This window comes from Actinomadura sp. 3N508 (assembly GCF_044326375.1).
Classification (GTDB): domain Bacteria; phylum Actinomycetota; class Actinomycetes; order Streptosporangiales; family Streptosporangiaceae; genus Spirillospora.
Genome location: NZ_JBIRAX010000002.1, coordinates 984,092 through 998,199, shown reverse-complemented (window position 1 = coordinate 998,199; position 14,108 = coordinate 984,092). Strand labels below are relative to the sequence as shown.

Genomic DNA, 14,108 nt, shown 5'->3' with positions numbered 1-14,108 from the left:
TTAGGGGGTGTTGGGGAGTTGGAGTTTTAGGGCCTTGATGGCGGTGCGGGCTTCTTCTGGGGGTGCGCCTTCGGCGATCGCTCTTAGGGCGGCGCGCCAAGCCGCCGTGAGGATCTGGCCGAGGAGCGGTGTCGCTGGGGCGATGCTCTTGGTGAGCATCTCGGTCAGGTGATCCTGGTCCGTGCCTGCGGGCGGGTCTCCCAGGATGTGGAGGAAACCCTCGCGGACGGCGAAGTCCAGGCCGACGAGCATCGCCGACGTCACGGCCGCCGAGCGGTCCGATGATGTGGTCTCGGCTGCGGCCAGCGCGCCTTCCATCCGGTCCAGCAGGCGTCGTTCGACGTCCTGCCGTGCGAAGGCGTAGAGGCCGAGTTTGCTGCCGAAGTGGTGGTAGAGCGCCCCCGTGGTCACCTTCGCCGACGCCGCCAGTTCGGTGACCGTGACCTCGGCGAACGGGCGGGAGCCGAACGCCTCGACCGCCGCGAGTGCAAGCCGGCCCCGGGGGGATGTCGAGACGGGGACCCATTCGCGCATCCCTACATAATGCCGTTATGGTGTCCCTAAATCCAGTTACGCAACGGAAGGATGCGCCGTGAAGCTCGAGTTCCTGTTCGTCCCCACCTCCGACCTGAAGGCCTCGCTCGCCCTCTACCGCGACAGCCTCGGCTTCACCGAGGTGTGGCGCGAGGGCGACGCGACCGTCGCGCTGGCCCTGCCGGGCACCGAGACCCAGGTCATGCTCGACGCCAACGACCCCGATGCCCCGGTCGGTCCGCTGTTCGTCGTGGACAACGTTCAGGACTTCCACGCGGGCAGGGCGGAGACGCTCGACGTCGTCGAGGCGCCCTCGGAGATCCCCGGCGGCTTCCTCGCCACCTACAAGGACCCGGGCGGGGCGACCATCTACGTCATGGACCAGTCGACGGAGCAGGGCGTCTCGTAACGGGGTGTCGCCGGTCGCCTGAAGTGAGAGTGTCGGGCGATGAAGATCTATACGCGCAAGGGGGACGGCGGGCAGACGGGCATCTGGGGCGGCCGCCGTCTGGACAAGGACCATGTCCGCATGGAGGCGATCGGCGCGGTGGACGAGTGCAACGCCGCCGTCGGCATCGCGGCGGCCGCCGCGGCCCTGCCCGGCAACGTGGCCGGAATTCTCGCCGAGGTTCAGGACTGCCTGTTCGTGGTGGGCTGCGAGCTCATGGCGCCCGATCGCACCGGCTCGGGCGGTTCAGTGCCGCGGCTGACCGGCGACGAGGTCACGCGGCTGGAGTCGTTCATCGATGAGATCGAGGCGGAGCTGCCCGAGCTGACCAGTTTCATCCATCCGACTGGGACGCCCGAAGCCGCGAATCTGCACCTGGCGCGGGCCGTGTGCCGCCGCGCCGAACGGCGGGTGACCACGGTGCGCCGCGCCGAGCCCGTGAGCGATCATGTCGCCGCGTATCTGAACAGGTTGGCCGACCTGTTGTTCGTCCTGGCCCGTTACGCCAATTCCAGCGCCGGTGTTGCCGATCGCAAATGGAGCTCCGCCTGAAACGGCGGTACCGCGTGACGTGGCTTGCCTGAAAGCCGGGTCATGCCTTCGCGGGGCCGAGCCGGGCGCGGAGAATGGCGACGAGGTTGACCGCGGTCATCAGAGTGAGGCCGACGAGAGGGAGCCAGAAAGCGGTTCCCAGGCTGACCGCGTCGCCCGACTGGTTGATCAGAGGTGCGCTCTCGCTTTTGGGAATGGTCGAGAACAGCACGGTGAGGAACTCCCGCGCGGCGTTCTCCATCCGTGCGGCGGCGGAGAGCCCGGTCACCACCAGTAGCAGGCCGGAAGCTGCGGCGAGGATGGCGGCATAGAGAGATCGTCGCCGGGCGGGGCGAGCGAGGGCGGTTGCGGCGCCGGCCGCCATGGCGAGGAGCGTGCCGATCGCGAGCAGGCGAATGGCGATCGGCCAGCGGTAGTCGGATTGGTGGACGGCCATGTTCGCACCGGTCGAGGAGATTTCGAGGAGACCTTCCAGCGGGGACATCTCCTCCACACGGGAAGGGAAATCCCATGACGACATGGCGGTGCACGGAAGGAACAAGAACGCGAGCAAGGTGAGAACGAAGCCGACGGGATTGATGCCCCGCGTCACGAATTTCTCGAAGGGGGAGGGACGTGGCGAGTCGGTCACTCACGGCACTTTAGCTTCGACGGGCCGAGAGGGGTCCCGCCGATTGGCGCAAAGTCGTAGATGTGGGTATTTGCCCTGCTTTATTCGTCCAGTCATCCCGCATCAATGTGGACGGCGGCCGGCCCGCCCCGCGTCCGGCCGGAGGCGGTCGGATATCGGGAGGGGCTTTGCGTTCGGGCACGTCACAGGCCATGCTGTGCCTCACATAGGTCGCATAAGCGACTAGTTACCCCGTGCGTATGGCGCGCGACGCAGGGGGACGAGCGGCGGGAGGGGCTGTGGCGGACGACGGTTCGACCACGCACGGAAGCCTGTGGGCGAATCTGCCGAGGGAACTGGCGGACCATATGCGCCCGCACCTCGACGAGGTGGCCGACGACATGATCCACGAGATCCAGACGCGCGTCAGGGAGTACGACCGGCCGGGCGACGGCTCCTACTCTGGAACGCTCCGGCTCGCCGTCGAGCGCGTCCTGCACTACTTCGTCGACCGGGTCGGCGACCCCGGCCACGACTCCGCGCAGGTCGCGGACTTCTTCCGTGCCATCGGCCGTGGTGAGGCCGGGGAGGGGCGCAGCCTCGACGCCATGCAGACCGCGATGCGGGTCGGCGGCATGGTGGCCTGGCGGCGGCTGACCGAAGGGGCCGACGCGCTGGAGGTTTCCCCGCGGACGCTCGGCACCGTCGGCGAGATCCTCCTGGAGTTCCAGGACGAGCTGGCGCACGCGGCGGCCGAGGGATACTCGCAGGCCAGGGCGGCCGTCGCCGGTGAGAAGCAGCGCCGCCGCAGGCGCCTGCTCGACCTGCTGCTCGCCGACCCGCCCGCCGCGCGGGAGGCGATCGCCGACCTCGCCGCCGCCGCGCACTGGCCCCTCGCGCGGACGGTCGCCGCCGTCGCGCTCGGACGCCGCCACCAGGACGCCCCCGGTCAGGACGTCCGCCAACCCCCCGACGTCCGGCGGCCCGCCTTCCCGCCCGACGTGCTCGTCGACCTCGGCCGCCGCACCCCCAGCCTGATCGTCCCCGACCCGGACGGTCCCGGACGCGCCAAGCTCGTCGACCGTGCCCTCGCCGGGACGCTCGCCGTCGTCGGCCCGACCGTCCCGCTGCTGGAGGCGGCCCGTTCCATGCAGTGGGCCCGCCGGACGCTGGGTCTCGTCCAGCGCGGGGTCATCGAGGCGGACGGCGGAGTGATCCGCAGCGTGGAGCACATGTCCACGCTCATCCTCTTCCAGGACGAGGGGCTCATCGCGTCGCTGGCCGACCTGCGTCTCGCGCCGCTGGCGCATCTGCGTCCCGGCCAGCAGGACCGGCTCGCCGAGACGCTGCTGGCCTGGCTCCAGTCGGGACGCAACGCCAACGAGGTCGCGATGCGGTTGCACGTCCATCCGCAGACCGTCCGGTACCGGCTGCGTCAGCTGGAGGACCTGTTCGGCGACCAGCTCCTCGACCCGGACCTGCGGTTCGACCTGGAGATCGTGCTGCGCGCCCGCGCGCTGCTGGCCGGCAACGCCGGCGAGCGCATCCTTCAGCCGGCCGGGGAGGCGGTCGGCGAGCCGGGCAGGGTCGTCACCTTCCGCCGCTCCTGACCTTCCTCGGCGGGACGACCCTTCCCCGCTGCGGCGCTCGTCTGGCCGCACGTGGTCGCGCGGAGGCGTTCCGCCGTGGCGACGCGTTCGGCCAGACGGGTCTGTGCGTCGCAGAGGAGCCACAGTTCGCCCTCGTCCATCGCGACGATCTCTTCCAGGCAGCCGTTGAGGAGCTGGTAGTCCGACAAGGGGGAGATCCGGGTGGCCCGCAGGCCGCCCTTGGCCGAGCGTTCGCTGTGCCAGCCGGGCATGCACAAGATCACCGACATCGCACGGACTCCCTTGGTGGGCCTATGGTGGGTCTACCATAAGCCGACCAAGGATCGCCCACAACGCGTTCGGCGCAACCCCGAAAGGGTGCCGGAGGTGGTGGGATCTGTACGGTGTGAGGTCAACGCACTATCCCGGAGCAGGAATCTGGTATGCCGCGACCCCCCACGAAAGCACAGGCGATCACGAACGCGCTCGCCGCCCGCATCGTCGAGGGTGAGCTCGACCCGGGGACGTGGCTGCCGTCAGAGCGGGAGCTGGCGCGGCACTACGAGGCCGACCGCTCCACCGTCCGGCGGGCGCTGCGGATGCTGTCCGACCAGGGGCTCGTCCAGCTGTGGCACGGGTCGGGCGCGCAGGTGCGGACGGCGCGGCGGGTGCGGCGCGCGGCGGCCGACATCACGCGGCAGGTCGGCGCGTGGCGCGGGTTCCACGTGTCGGCGCAGAAGGACGGGCGCACGCCGTACACGCGGACGACGGTCAGCGAGATAGCGGCGGATGAACGCATGGCACAGCACCTCGACGTGCCGCTAGGGACGCGGGTACTGGAACGTGCACGCGTCCAGGGCGTGGAGGGCGAACCGCCCATTCAGACGGCGACGACCTGGGTGATCCTGGACGTTGTGGAGCAGATTCCAGTGCTGCGTGAGGTCGACACAGGTCCGGGCGGCATTTATTCGCGGTTGGAGGAGGCCGGGCATCGGATCACGTTCGAGGAGTCGGTGACGTGCCGTCTCCCCTGCGCGGACGAGCAGGACACTCTGAAGGTCGGCCCGAACCGGCCTGTCCTGACTCTGTGGCGCCGCGCGTACGACCAGAACGGCCGCGTCGTCGAGGTCACCCACAGGGTGGTGGTCGGTGACCGGCACGAGCTCGTCTACCGCTACGGGTCGGGAGCCTGACATGAGCGACGAGGACGAAAAGCCCGCAGTCCGGCAGGTCGGTTCGCGGGTCGTCTACGAGAACCCCTGGATGGTCGTCCGGGAGGACGAGGTCGAGCGGCTCGACGGATCGCGCGGCATCTACGGCGTCGTCGAGAAACCCGACTTCGTCGTCGTCATCCCGGTAGAAGGCGACGGGTTCCATCTCGTCGAGGAGTACCGGTATCCCATCGGGAAACGCACGTGGAGCTTCCCGCAGGGCACGCTCCCTGGACGCCAGGACGCCGAACCAGAGGAGCTGGCCCGCCTCGAACTAGCGCAGGAGACCGGTTTCCGTGCGTCAACGCTGACGCATCTCGGTTACCTGAACTGCTCGCATGGGACGAGCGGCCAGGGCTTCAACATCTTCGTCGCGTCGGGGCTTGAGGCGGGGGCGACCGACCGGGAGCCCGAGGAACAGGACATGCGGCAGAAGTGGATGTCCAGGGACGAGTTCAAGGCGCTCGTGCGCGAGGGCCGAATCACCGACGATTCGACCCTCGCGGCCTATGCGCTTCTCAATATGAACGAAGCCAGCCAGGGCAGTTGACGTTCATGTCCGCAGGGCGGGCGTCGAGGATCTCGCGGGCCCGGCTGCGTGCGAGGTTGCCGCTCATGGCGGGCTCATTGTCGTCCAGGTCCAGGGCGATGGAGCGCAGCGCGCAGGACCGCTCCGGTTCGGGCAGCCGGTCGAGCGCGGGGACGGCGTCGGCGGACAGGTCCCGCAGGTACGGGACGTCGATCTTGCCGGTGTCCTGGTAACGGGCGACGTTGTGCTCGGCGATGAACCCGTCCGGGTCGATCAACGCCAGGATGAGCATCGCGACCGCCCCGGTGGCCGCGACCGCCCGCGGCAGCCACGGCGTCCGCCCCTTCACGACGCCCGCGACCGCGACCAGCACGACCACGACCCCGAGCCAGAGCTCGAACGCGTGCACCCACAGCCGCAGCCGCGTCCAGCCGAACGTCTCCTCGTACAGGTAGAGGCGCCGCAGCGCGACGGCGACGACGACGAGCGTGAGCGCGCACAGCAGCCCGAGCAGCACGCGCACCATCACGCGGTCGGTGCGCTCGGCCGACGGCGCGTACCGCTTCGCCGCCGCCACGACCCCGAGGACGAGGACCGTCACGGCGACGAGCTGGAAGAACCCCTGCCGGGCGTACTCGGCGTAGGTGAGGCCGGTGGAGCGGAGCAGCTTGTCCTTGTCGTCGGCGAGGAACACCCCGGCCTGGATGGCGCAGAACATGAGGAACAGCAGGTCGAGCGCCGCGATCGGCACGGCCCACGACCAGCGTCCGGCGGGCTTCGCGGGATCCGGGACCAGGATCCGCAGCGGCGGCGGCGCCTGCGCGAGGAACGCGCCCGCGCTCGCCAGCAGCAGGACACCGCAACCCGCCATCCCGTACACGATGACAGACCCCGGTGACACTTCCGGGACGAGCCCCGAGGCGATCGTGCCGAACGCCGCGTCCGCTCCGATGAACAGCCCGCCGAACACCCCGATGAGCCCGGCCGCGATCAGGCCCGTCCGGATGGCGGGCCACGCCGTACCCCGTCCGGACGACATCGACCGGTACGCGCCCCGTCCCGCCCACGGCACCATAAGGCCGACCGCCGGGAACACGGCGATCCCGCCGCCGAGCACTTCCGGCCAGGACCGCCCGCCGGACGCCCCGTACGAGCCGGCGGCGACGGCGAGCAGCAACGCGGAGACGACGAACCAATCTGCATCCCGTACCGCCGCCGTGGCCGACAGGCACAACGCGAGCAGGACGAACAAGAGCCCGGTCAGGTTGAAGCGTGTCCGAAGGCTCCCCTTGCCGGCCGAGGACCGGACGAGCCGCCCCGCCGCCCAACCCGAGGCCCCGGTCACGTAGGCGACCGCCGCCCCAGCGACGAGCACGCCCACGCCCAGCTCCCCGTGGAGCAATGCCGGACCGATCGACACCGCGCCGATGACCCCGGCAATGACCGACCCCACCAGAAGCGCCGAAGACATGGGAACCGCAGGACGCTTCCACCCGGTGATCGCCAGCTCCAACTTGGTCGGCGTGTAGACCGCCGGCGGCGGCGGATGGCCAGGCGGCGGATACCCGGGCCGCCCCGGCGCCGGTGGCGGCGACCCCGGCCGCTGCCCACCCGGCGCAGGCCACCCACCCTGCGGCCGCGCCCCCGCAACGGCCCCAGGCGGCCCACCAGGCGCCACGAACCCAGCCCCACCAGCCCCCGAGGCCCCACCGGCCCCCGCGCCCGAGCCGGCCTTACCCGACCTCCCAGCGCCGTCGCCCGAGCCGCCCGAGCCGCCCTTGCCCGGCGAACCTGCGGCGTCAGCCGGCTGTTCGGCCGCCGTGCCGGAGCCGCGCGGGTCGGCCTTGGCCGGTGGAGTTGCGGCATCGTCTGTTGGCTTGGGCGTATCGGCCGGGTCGGTCTTGTCTGGTGGGGTCGCGGGGGTGGCCGGCTGTTCGGACGGCTCTTCTGAGCCTGCCGGGGCCTCCTTGGGCGGTTCTGATGCGGGCTTGTCCGGTTGCTTGGACGTGTCGTCCGGGGGCGAGTTCGTCATGTGGGGTCTCCGGTGGTCGGGGGGATCGTGACGCGGATGCGGCAGCCCCTCGGGGTGTCCAGGACGGTGATGTCGCCGCCGTGCAGGTCCGTCGCCCAGCTCGCGATGGCCAGGCCGAGGCCGGTGCCGCCGCCCGGTGTCCCGGCGCGCGTCGCGGCGTTCGGGCCGGATGCGGAGCCGACCGACGATCCGCGGGAGAAGCGTTCGAAGACGCGGGTGCGTTCCTCGGGCGGGATGCCGGGGCCCTCGTCGGCCACCTCCAGGACGAGGCCGCCCGGCGGGCTTCCCGGGAACGGGCGCGCCGTGACGGTCACCGGGCGTCCGTCGGGGCCGTGGCGGGCGGCGTTGTCCAGCAGGTTCGCGACGATCTGGTGGAGGCGGTCGCGGTCGGCCGCGGCCCGCAGGCCCGGGGTGATGTCGGACTCGAACACCGCGCCGGGACGTCCGGCGGCGGCCTCCGCGGTGACGTCGGCGACGAACGCGGCCACGTCGATGTCGGTGACGTCCAGGGGCGCCGCGCCCGCCTCGACCCGTGACAGGTCGAGGAGCTGGGTGATCAGGCGCCCGAGCCGTTCGGTCTGGTCGAGCGCGGTTTCGAGGACATCAGGCGTCGCGGGCGTGACGCCGTCGGCGACGTTCTCCAGCACGGCCCGCAGCGCGCTGATCGGGGTGCGCAGCTCGTGCGAGACGTTCGCGACGAACTCGCGGCGCTGCCGGTCGACCTCGGCGAGGTCGGCGGCCATCCGGTTGAACGCCTGCGCCAGCTCGCCGACCTCGTCCCGGGACGTGGCCCGCACCCGGCGGCTGTAGTCGCCGCGCGCCATCGCCCGCGCCGCCGCCGTCATCTCGCGCAGCGGCGCGGTCATCCCGTGCGCGAGCAGCTGCATCATGATCAGGGAGATGAGCACCCCGAGGGGCAGCGTCTCCCGCGCCCGGAACCCGAGCGGGTACCCCCACAGGACGATCACGACGGCGACGCACGCGGTGGCGACGACCACGACGCCGAACTTCACCTTGATCGAACGTAGCGGGTCCAGCGGCCGCGGAAGCCTTGCCCACAGCCTGTGGATAAAGCCGCGCGGGATGAGGGTCATGACGCCGCGTCCAGGCTGTAGCCGACGCCGTGGACGGTCCGGATCAGCCCCTGCCCGAGCTTGCGCCGCAGCGCCTTGACGTGGCTGTCGACGACCCGCGTCCCGGACGCGTCCGCCCAGTTCCACACCTGTTCGAGCAGGACGGCCCGGGTCAGCACCGCCCCGCGGTTGCGCAGCAGGCAGGCGAGCAGGTCGAACTCGGTCGGCGTGAGATGCACCTCGCGCCCGTCCAGCCGCACGCGCCGGGCCCGCTGATCGACCTCCAGCGACCCGATGCACACGGCGCCCGCCGCGTCATCGGCGACGGCGGCCGTGCCCGGGCGTTCGACGCGGCGGAGCACCGCGCGGATGCGGGCCACGAGCTCCCGCATGCTGAACGGCTTCGTCACGTAGTCGTCGGCGCCGACGCCCAGCCCGACGATCAGGTCGGTCTCGTCGTCGCGGGCGGTCAGCATCAGGATGGGCACGGGACGTTCCGACTGGACGCGGCGGCAGACCTCCAGCCCGTCGAATCCGGGCAGCATCACGTCCAGCACGATGAGGTGCGGCTCGTACGCGCGGGCGCGCTCGACCGCGGTCGGTCCGTCGCCGGCGACGTCGACGCCGAACCCCTCCGCGACCAGCCGATCCGCGACCGCCCGCGCGATCGTCGGCTCGTCCTCGACGATGAGGATCCGCGTCTCGTTCGCTGTCACGGAGCAGACTCTAGAAGCCCGTTATGTATGCAATGGGCGCGATCTGTGCAGGACTTGTGAAGATCCCCGACCGCAACAGGGGATTTAGGGGGCGGCCCCTAGATGGGCCAGGTATGGACGGGGGCGTTGTCGGTCATGTGCTCCACGTAGGAGCGGATCATTATGCGGAGCGCCTCGTGCCGCGAGACGCCGCAGGTGTCCTCGATGGTGTCGACGGTGTTGATCTGCCAGGCGGCGCCGGTCTGGCCGGTGACGCAGCGGCGTTCGATGATGCCGAGGAGGCGGTCGCGGCGGGACGAGTCGACGCCCCACCGTTTCAGTCCCTCATGGGCGAGCGGGAGCAGTTTCCGGAGGATGAGTTCGGCGGCGGGAACCTCGCCCATGCCGGGCCAGTAGAGAGTGGACTCGAGACCATCGCGGGCGGCGCGGTGCAGATTTTCCTCTGCGGTCGCGAAGGACATCCGTGTCCAGACCGGACGTTCGTCCTCGGCGAGCATGCGGACGAGACCGTAATAGAAGGCGCCGTTGGCGATGACGTCGGAGACGGACGGCCCCCCGGGCAGGACGCGGTTCTCCACGCGAAGGTGCGGCCGTCCCTTGACGACGGCGTAGATGGGGCGGTTCCAGCGGTAGATCGTCCCGTTGTGGAGGCTCAGTTCGCCCAGTTCGGGGATGCCGCCGTCGTCCAGGACCGCGCGCGGGTCCTCGTCGTCGCAGAGGGGGAGCAGTGCGGGGAAGTAGCGGCTGTTCTCCTCGAACAGGTCGAAGACCGATGTGATCCAGCGTTCGCCGAACCAGACCCGTGGCCGGACGCCCTGTGTCTTCAGCTCCTCCGGGCGCGTGTCGGTGGACTGCTCGAACAGAGTGATGCGGGTCTCTTGCCACAGCCTGTGCCCGAACAGGAAGGGGGAGTTCGCGCCCATCGCGACCTGCGGGCCGGCGATGGCCTGGGCCGCGTTCCAGTAGGCGCCGAACTGGTCGGGGCTGACTTGCAGATGGAACTGGACGCTCGTGCACGCGGCCTCAGGGGTGATGGTGTCCGCGTGCATGCGCAGCGGTTCCGGTCCGTCGATCGCGATGCGCATCTCTTCGCCGCGCGCCGCGAAGATCTCGTCGTTGAGCATCTTGTAGCGCGCGTTGGACGAAAGCGTCTCCTCGCCGATGTCGGAACGGCGCAGCGTCGGCAGGATGCCGATCATGGCGAGCCGCCCGCCGACCTCGCGGGCGCGGGCGTCGGCGTGGACGAGATGGTCGCGGACCTCCGCCTCCAGCTCGCCGGTGCCCGTCCCGCCGAGTTCCCGCGGCGGGATGTTGATCTCCAGATTGAACTGGCCGAGCTCCGTTGCCCAGGCCGGGTCGGCGATCGCCTTGAGCACGTCCGCGTTGCGCATCAGCGGATCGCCGAGTGAGTCGATCAGGTTGAGCTCGATCTCCAGCCCGATATGGGGGCGCTGGAAGTCGAACTGGGATTCGCCCAGCATGCGGGCCAGCACGTCGAGGCACCTGCGCACCTTGTCGCGGTACCGCCGCCGGTCCTCGCCGCTGATGGTGACCGAAGCCACGTCCCTGCCCATGTGTCCGTCCCTGTACTCCGGAGGAACCGTCATAAACGGGATCTCCCGGTGCGAGTAGGTGAAAACCCGGCGCGTTGGTTTCGGACTCTCCCGATTTGTGACCGACGGGTAGCGTGTGTGCTTCGTCCGAAACCTGGCTATTCCCAGCGGGGAGGGCCTATGCGCATGCGGCCCCGGTCCATTCGGGCCAGGGACACGCTCATCGCCGCCGTCATCGCCGCTCTGGTCCTGGGCGTGGCCGCCATAGGCGTCGACTTCGCCTTGCGGACCAGGGTCGAGACCGATCTTCTCCACGGTACGCAGGTGGAGGGGCGGCGGGTGAGCGGCGGCGTCCGCGACGGGACGCTCGAAGGGCAGATCGCGGACGAGACCCGCGGCCGGATACTGATCCAGGTCGTCGAGCCCGGCGGACACGTCACAAATGCGACACCCGCCGCTACGGACAGGCCGCCGGTGAGCAGACTCTGGCCGTCGAGCAATGTGCGCGTCCGCGACTACGTCGAGTGCCACGGCGTCTGGCCGGAGCGCGAGTGCTACGTCATCGAGGCCATCCGCGTCTCCACCGCACCCGACTCGGTCGTCGTGTACGCGTCCGAGCGCATGCCGTCCTACCTGGTCACCGGGCTACTGGAGGTGGGGCTCGGCACCGGCGTGCTGCTCCTCGCCGGGCTCGCCGCGTGGATCACCTGGCGGATCGTCGGCCGCACCCTCGGCCCGGTCGAGGCGATCCGCGCCCAGCTCGCCGAGATCAGCGCCACCGATCTGAGCCGCCGCGTCCCCGAGCCGTCCGGGCAGGACGAGATCGCGCAGCTCGCCCGCACCGCCAACGCGACGCTCGACCGGCTGGAACGTGCCGTCGGACGGCAGCGGCAGTTCGCCTCCGACGCCTCCCACGAGCTGCGCACTCCCATCACCGCGCTGCGCGCCAACCTGGAGGACGCGTCGATGCACCCCGACGACAACGACCTGCGGGCCGTCGTCGAGTCGGCGCTGCGCGACACCGACCGGCTGGAGTCGATCGTCACCGACCTGCTCCTGCTCGCCCGTATCGGCACCGGCGGGACGGCCGCGCAGGAGCCGATCGACCTGGCCGAACTCGCCGACGCGGAGATCCGCCGCCGTGCCTTCGGCCGGCACGTCGGCACGTCCTTCGCCGGGCGCGTGCCGGTGCGCGGCGTCCGGATGCAGCTCGTCCGGCTGCTGGGCAACCTGCTGGACAACGCCGAGCGGTACGCCGAGTCGTCCATCACGGTGGAGGTGACCCGCGACGGCGGCCAGGCCCTGCTCACCGTCACCGACGACGGCGTCGGCATCGCGCCCGCCGACCGCGAGCGCGTCTTCGAGCGCTTCACCCGCCTCGACACGGCCCGCAGCCGCGACGCCGGCGGCACCGGCCTCGGCCTCGCGATCGCCCGCGAGATCGCCCAGGCCCACGGCGGGACGCTCCGCGTCGAGGGCGATCCGCCGTCCGGGGCCCGCTTCACCCTCCGCCTCCCGCTCGTCACGACCCTCCGCCGCTTCCCGTCCCCCCGCCCGCACTGACCCGGCCCGAAATGGCGAAGGGCCGCCCGATCATCGGGCGGCCCTTGGGAGAACGAGGGTCAGGCGCGGACGGCCTGGACCTCCAGGTTGAGGTCGACCTTGTCGCCGAGCAGGGCCTTGTCGCCCTTCAGCGGCACGTTGAACTCGATGCCCCAGTCCTTGCGGTTGACGGTGGTGTGGGCGGAGAACCCGGCGCGCGTCCCGCCCCAGGGGTCCTCGGCGACGCCGTTGAACTCGACCGACAGGCTCACCGGACGGGTGACGTCCTTGATCGTCAGCTCGCCGTCCAGGAAGTACTCGCCGCCCTCGGCGCGGACGCCCGTGCTCACGAAGGTCATGAGCGGGTGGTTCTCGACGTCCAGCACGTCCGCGGTGCGCACGTGGGCGTCGCGGTCGGCGTTGCGGGTGTCGAGCGAGGCGACCTTGATCTCGGCCGTGGCGCTGGACTCGGAGAGCTCCTCGGCGATCTGCACGGACCCGCTGAACTCGGTGAACGCGCCCCGGACCTTGGTCATCAGGTGCCGGATGACGAAGGTGACCTCGGAGTGCGCGGGGTCGATGTTCCAGGTGCCCACGGTCAGTTCGGGGGCGACGGCGGCGATGCTCATGGTGGCTCCTAGCGGTGTTGGACGGGTATGTGCTTGAAACTTCAACGACTCGCGCAGGTTAGTTGAGGGTTCAAACATAGTCAAATCGAGGATTGTTCCCGGGGCGTGCAACCACACGGGGTGGTCGTGCGTAATCAGCGGGCACACAGGTGGGCCGGGTGGAGAGCGAACGGCCCGTCCCGCCGGCGTCCACGATCATCGGGAGTCCTCGTGAGCGACGAACTACCGCGCACCGCGATCCGCGGCGCGGCCCGCCCGGTCCATCGGCCCCGCCAGGCCCGCGGAGCGGCGGGCGGAGCGGCCTGCGCGGCCGTACTGGCGGCCACGGCCGTCCTCGTGACCGGCTGCGGGGGAGGCGAGCCGGGCGCGGGCAAGGCGGCCGCCGAGGGCGGCGCCGGAGGCAAGCTGCCCCAGGCCACCACGTACACGACCCTCAAAGACCTGCCCGCCGACCCGGCGCCCACCACCGCCCTGGACGGGACCGTCGTGCACCCCACCGCGACCGCCCCCGTGTCGGCCCAGCCCGGCGCGCCCGCCGTCGCGGAACTGCCCGCCGACCAGCTCAAGGGCGACACCTGGGTGCCGGTCGTCGAGACCCGCCCCGGCTGGCGGCGCGTGCTGCTGCCGAGCCGCCCCAACGGCGTCACCGGCTGGATCCCCGACTCCGGGCTGAAGGTCGCGCGCAGCTCGCACGTCATCAAGGTGGACGTCAGCGACCGCAAGCTCACCCTCCTGAACTCCGGCCGCAAGGAGGGCAGCTGGTCCGTGGCGGTCGGCGCGGCGAAGACGCCCACCCCGACCGGACGGACGTTCGTCCTCGCCTCGCTGGCCCCGGCCAAGCCGACCTACAGCCCGCTGATCCTGCCGGTCGGCGCGCACTCGGAGACCCTCGACACCTTCGGCGGCGGCCCCGGGACGGTCGCGTTCCACGGCTGGCCCAGCGCGGACGTCTTCGGCAAGGCCATCACCCACGGCTGCGTGCGCGTCCCGCCGGACGCCCTGAAGCGCCTCGCGAAGGCCCCGCTAGGGACGCCCGTCCTCGTCACCGCCTGACGGCCCTCGAACTCCCGGCCCCGGGGCCGCGGTCCGC

At 71.0% G+C, this 14,108-nt stretch carries 15 protein-coding genes; 7 read left to right on the top strand and 8 right to left on the bottom strand.

Annotated elements, in window-relative coordinates; translation table 11 throughout:
• Entirely contained in the window at window positions 1–534 is a 534-nt protein-coding gene (locus ACH34S_RS10855; protein ID WP_395952368.1) for a TetR/AcrR family transcriptional regulator, read from the bottom strand.
• 58 nt (window positions 535–592) lie between these two features.
• Between ACH34S_RS10855 and ACH34S_RS10850 the strand changes: the two genes are divergently transcribed.
• Entirely contained in the window at window positions 593–943 is a 351-nt protein-coding gene (locus ACH34S_RS10850; RefSeq protein ID WP_395952367.1) for a VOC family protein, read from the top strand.
• A gap of 39 nt (window positions 944–982) precedes the next feature.
• Window positions 983–1,534: a cob(I)yrinic acid a,c-diamide adenosyltransferase gene (locus ACH34S_RS10845; RefSeq protein WP_395952366.1), complete on the top strand. Its 552-nt coding sequence runs from the start codon at window positions 983–985 to the stop codon at window positions 1,532–1,534.
• 40 nt (window positions 1,535–1,574) lie between these two features.
• On the opposite strand, the gene ACH34S_RS10840 is transcribed toward ACH34S_RS10845, so the two are convergent.
• Window positions 1,575–2,165: a hypothetical protein gene (locus ACH34S_RS10840; RefSeq protein ID WP_395952365.1), complete on the bottom strand. Its 591-nt coding sequence runs from the start codon at window positions 2,163–2,165 to the stop codon at window positions 1,575–1,577.
• A gap of 278 nt (window positions 2,166–2,443) precedes the next feature.
• Here ACH34S_RS10840 and ACH34S_RS10835 point away from each other — a divergent pair, with 278 nt between their 5' ends.
• The gene (locus ACH34S_RS10835) at window positions 2,444–3,754 is read left to right on the top strand and encodes a PucR family transcriptional regulator (protein WP_395952364.1); all 1,311 of its coding nucleotides are present in this window, start codon (window positions 2,444–2,446) and stop codon (window positions 3,752–3,754) included.
• Here ACH34S_RS10835 and ACH34S_RS10830 read toward each other — a convergent pair.
• Window positions 3,694–4,023: a hypothetical protein gene (locus ACH34S_RS10830; protein WP_395952363.1), complete on the bottom strand. Its 330-nt coding sequence runs from the start codon at window positions 4,021–4,023 to the stop codon at window positions 3,694–3,696. The two genes, ACH34S_RS10835 and ACH34S_RS10830, sit on opposite strands and share 61 nt — an antisense overlap.
• A gap of 153 nt (window positions 4,024–4,176) precedes the next feature.
• Here ACH34S_RS10830 and ACH34S_RS10825 point away from each other — a divergent pair, with 153 nt between their 5' ends.
• Together ACH34S_RS10825 and ACH34S_RS10820 are read left to right on the top strand one after the other, a co-directional pair.
• Complete coding sequence (locus ACH34S_RS10825) at window positions 4,177–4,926, top strand: GntR family transcriptional regulator (RefSeq protein ID WP_395952362.1); 750 nt, start codon at window positions 4,177–4,179, stop codon at window positions 4,924–4,926.
• 1 nt (window position 4,927) lies between these two features.
• Complete coding sequence (locus tag ACH34S_RS10820; RefSeq protein WP_395952361.1) at window positions 4,928–5,494, top strand: NUDIX domain-containing protein; 567 nt, start codon at window positions 4,928–4,930, stop codon at window positions 5,492–5,494.
• Here ACH34S_RS10820 and ACH34S_RS10815 read toward each other — a convergent pair.
• From ACH34S_RS10815 to ACH34S_RS10800, 4 genes are all read right to left on the bottom strand, one after another.
• Window positions 5,463–6,944 carry a DUF4153 domain-containing protein gene (locus ACH34S_RS10815; RefSeq protein WP_395952360.1) on the bottom strand — a complete coding sequence of 494 codons (1,482 nt, stop codon included), beginning with the start codon at window positions 6,942–6,944 and terminating at the stop codon, window positions 5,463–5,465. The two genes, ACH34S_RS10820 and ACH34S_RS10815, sit on opposite strands and share 32 nt — an antisense overlap.
• 557 nt (window positions 6,945–7,501) lie before the next feature.
• Entirely contained in the window at window positions 7,502–8,518 is a 1,017-nt protein-coding gene (locus tag ACH34S_RS10810) for an ATP-binding protein (protein ID WP_395952359.1), read from the bottom strand.
• A 77-nt stretch (window positions 8,519–8,595) separates the two neighbouring features.
• The gene (locus ACH34S_RS10805) at window positions 8,596–9,294 is read right to left on the bottom strand and encodes a response regulator transcription factor (RefSeq protein WP_395952358.1); all 699 of its coding nucleotides are present in this window, start codon (window positions 9,292–9,294) and stop codon (window positions 8,596–8,598) included.
• Window positions 9,295–9,392: 98 nt separating this feature from the next.
• Window positions 9,393–10,868 (bottom strand): glutamate--cysteine ligase, encoded by a 1,476-nt coding sequence (locus ACH34S_RS10800; RefSeq protein WP_395952357.1) that lies wholly within the window; start codon window positions 10,866–10,868, stop codon window positions 9,393–9,395.
• A 159-nt stretch (window positions 10,869–11,027) separates the two neighbouring features.
• Between ACH34S_RS10800 and ACH34S_RS10795 the strand changes: the two genes are divergently transcribed.
• Complete coding sequence (locus tag ACH34S_RS10795) at window positions 11,028–12,410, top strand: sensor histidine kinase (protein ID WP_395952356.1); 1,383 nt, start codon at window positions 11,028–11,030, stop codon at window positions 12,408–12,410.
• A 59-nt stretch (window positions 12,411–12,469) separates the two neighbouring features.
• Here ACH34S_RS10795 and ACH34S_RS10790 read toward each other — a convergent pair whose 3' ends face one another.
• Window positions 12,470–13,018 carry a YceI family protein gene (locus tag ACH34S_RS10790; RefSeq protein WP_395952355.1) on the bottom strand — a complete coding sequence of 183 codons (549 nt, stop codon included), beginning with the start codon at window positions 13,016–13,018 and terminating at the stop codon, window positions 12,470–12,472.
• Window positions 13,019–13,228: 210 nt separating this feature from the next.
• Between ACH34S_RS10790 and ACH34S_RS10785 the strand changes: the two genes are divergently transcribed.
• Window positions 13,229–14,071 (top strand): L,D-transpeptidase, encoded by an 843-nt coding sequence (locus tag ACH34S_RS10785; protein ID WP_395952354.1) that lies wholly within the window; start codon window positions 13,229–13,231, stop codon window positions 14,069–14,071.
• Window positions 14,072–14,108 lie beyond the last annotated feature (37 nt).

Bases quoted from the DNA above. Each gene is read 5' to 3' on its own strand.
- ACH34S_RS10825 (WP_395952362.1), top strand. From the start codon at position 4,177: ATGCCGCGACCCCCCACGAAAGCACAGGCGATCACGAACGCGCTCGCC.
- ACH34S_RS10800 (WP_395952357.1), bottom strand. From the start codon at position 10,868: ATGGGCAGGGACGTGGCTTCGGTCACCATCAGCGGCGAGGACCGGCGG.
- ACH34S_RS10790 (WP_395952355.1), bottom strand. From the start codon at position 13,018: ATGAGCATCGCCGCCGTCGCCCCCGAACTGACCGTGGGCACCTGGAAC.
- ACH34S_RS10820 (WP_395952361.1), top strand. From the start codon at position 4,928: ATGAGCGACGAGGACGAAAAGCCCGCAGTCCGGCAGGTCGGTTCGCGG.
- ACH34S_RS10795 (WP_395952356.1), top strand. From the start codon at position 11,028: ATGCGCATGCGGCCCCGGTCCATTCGGGCCAGGGACACGCTCATCGCC.
- ACH34S_RS10830 (WP_395952363.1), bottom strand. From the start codon at position 4,023: ATGTCGGTGATCTTGTGCATGCCCGGCTGGCACAGCGAACGCTCGGCC.
- ACH34S_RS10855 (WP_395952368.1), bottom strand. From the start codon at position 534: ATGCGCGAATGGGTCCCCGTCTCGACATCCCCCCGGGGCCGGCTTGCA.
- ACH34S_RS10815 (WP_395952360.1), bottom strand. From the start codon at position 6,944: ATGTCTTCGGCGCTTCTGGTGGGGTCGGTCATTGCCGGGGTCATCGGC.
- ACH34S_RS10845 (WP_395952366.1), top strand. From the start codon at position 983: ATGAAGATCTATACGCGCAAGGGGGACGGCGGGCAGACGGGCATCTGG.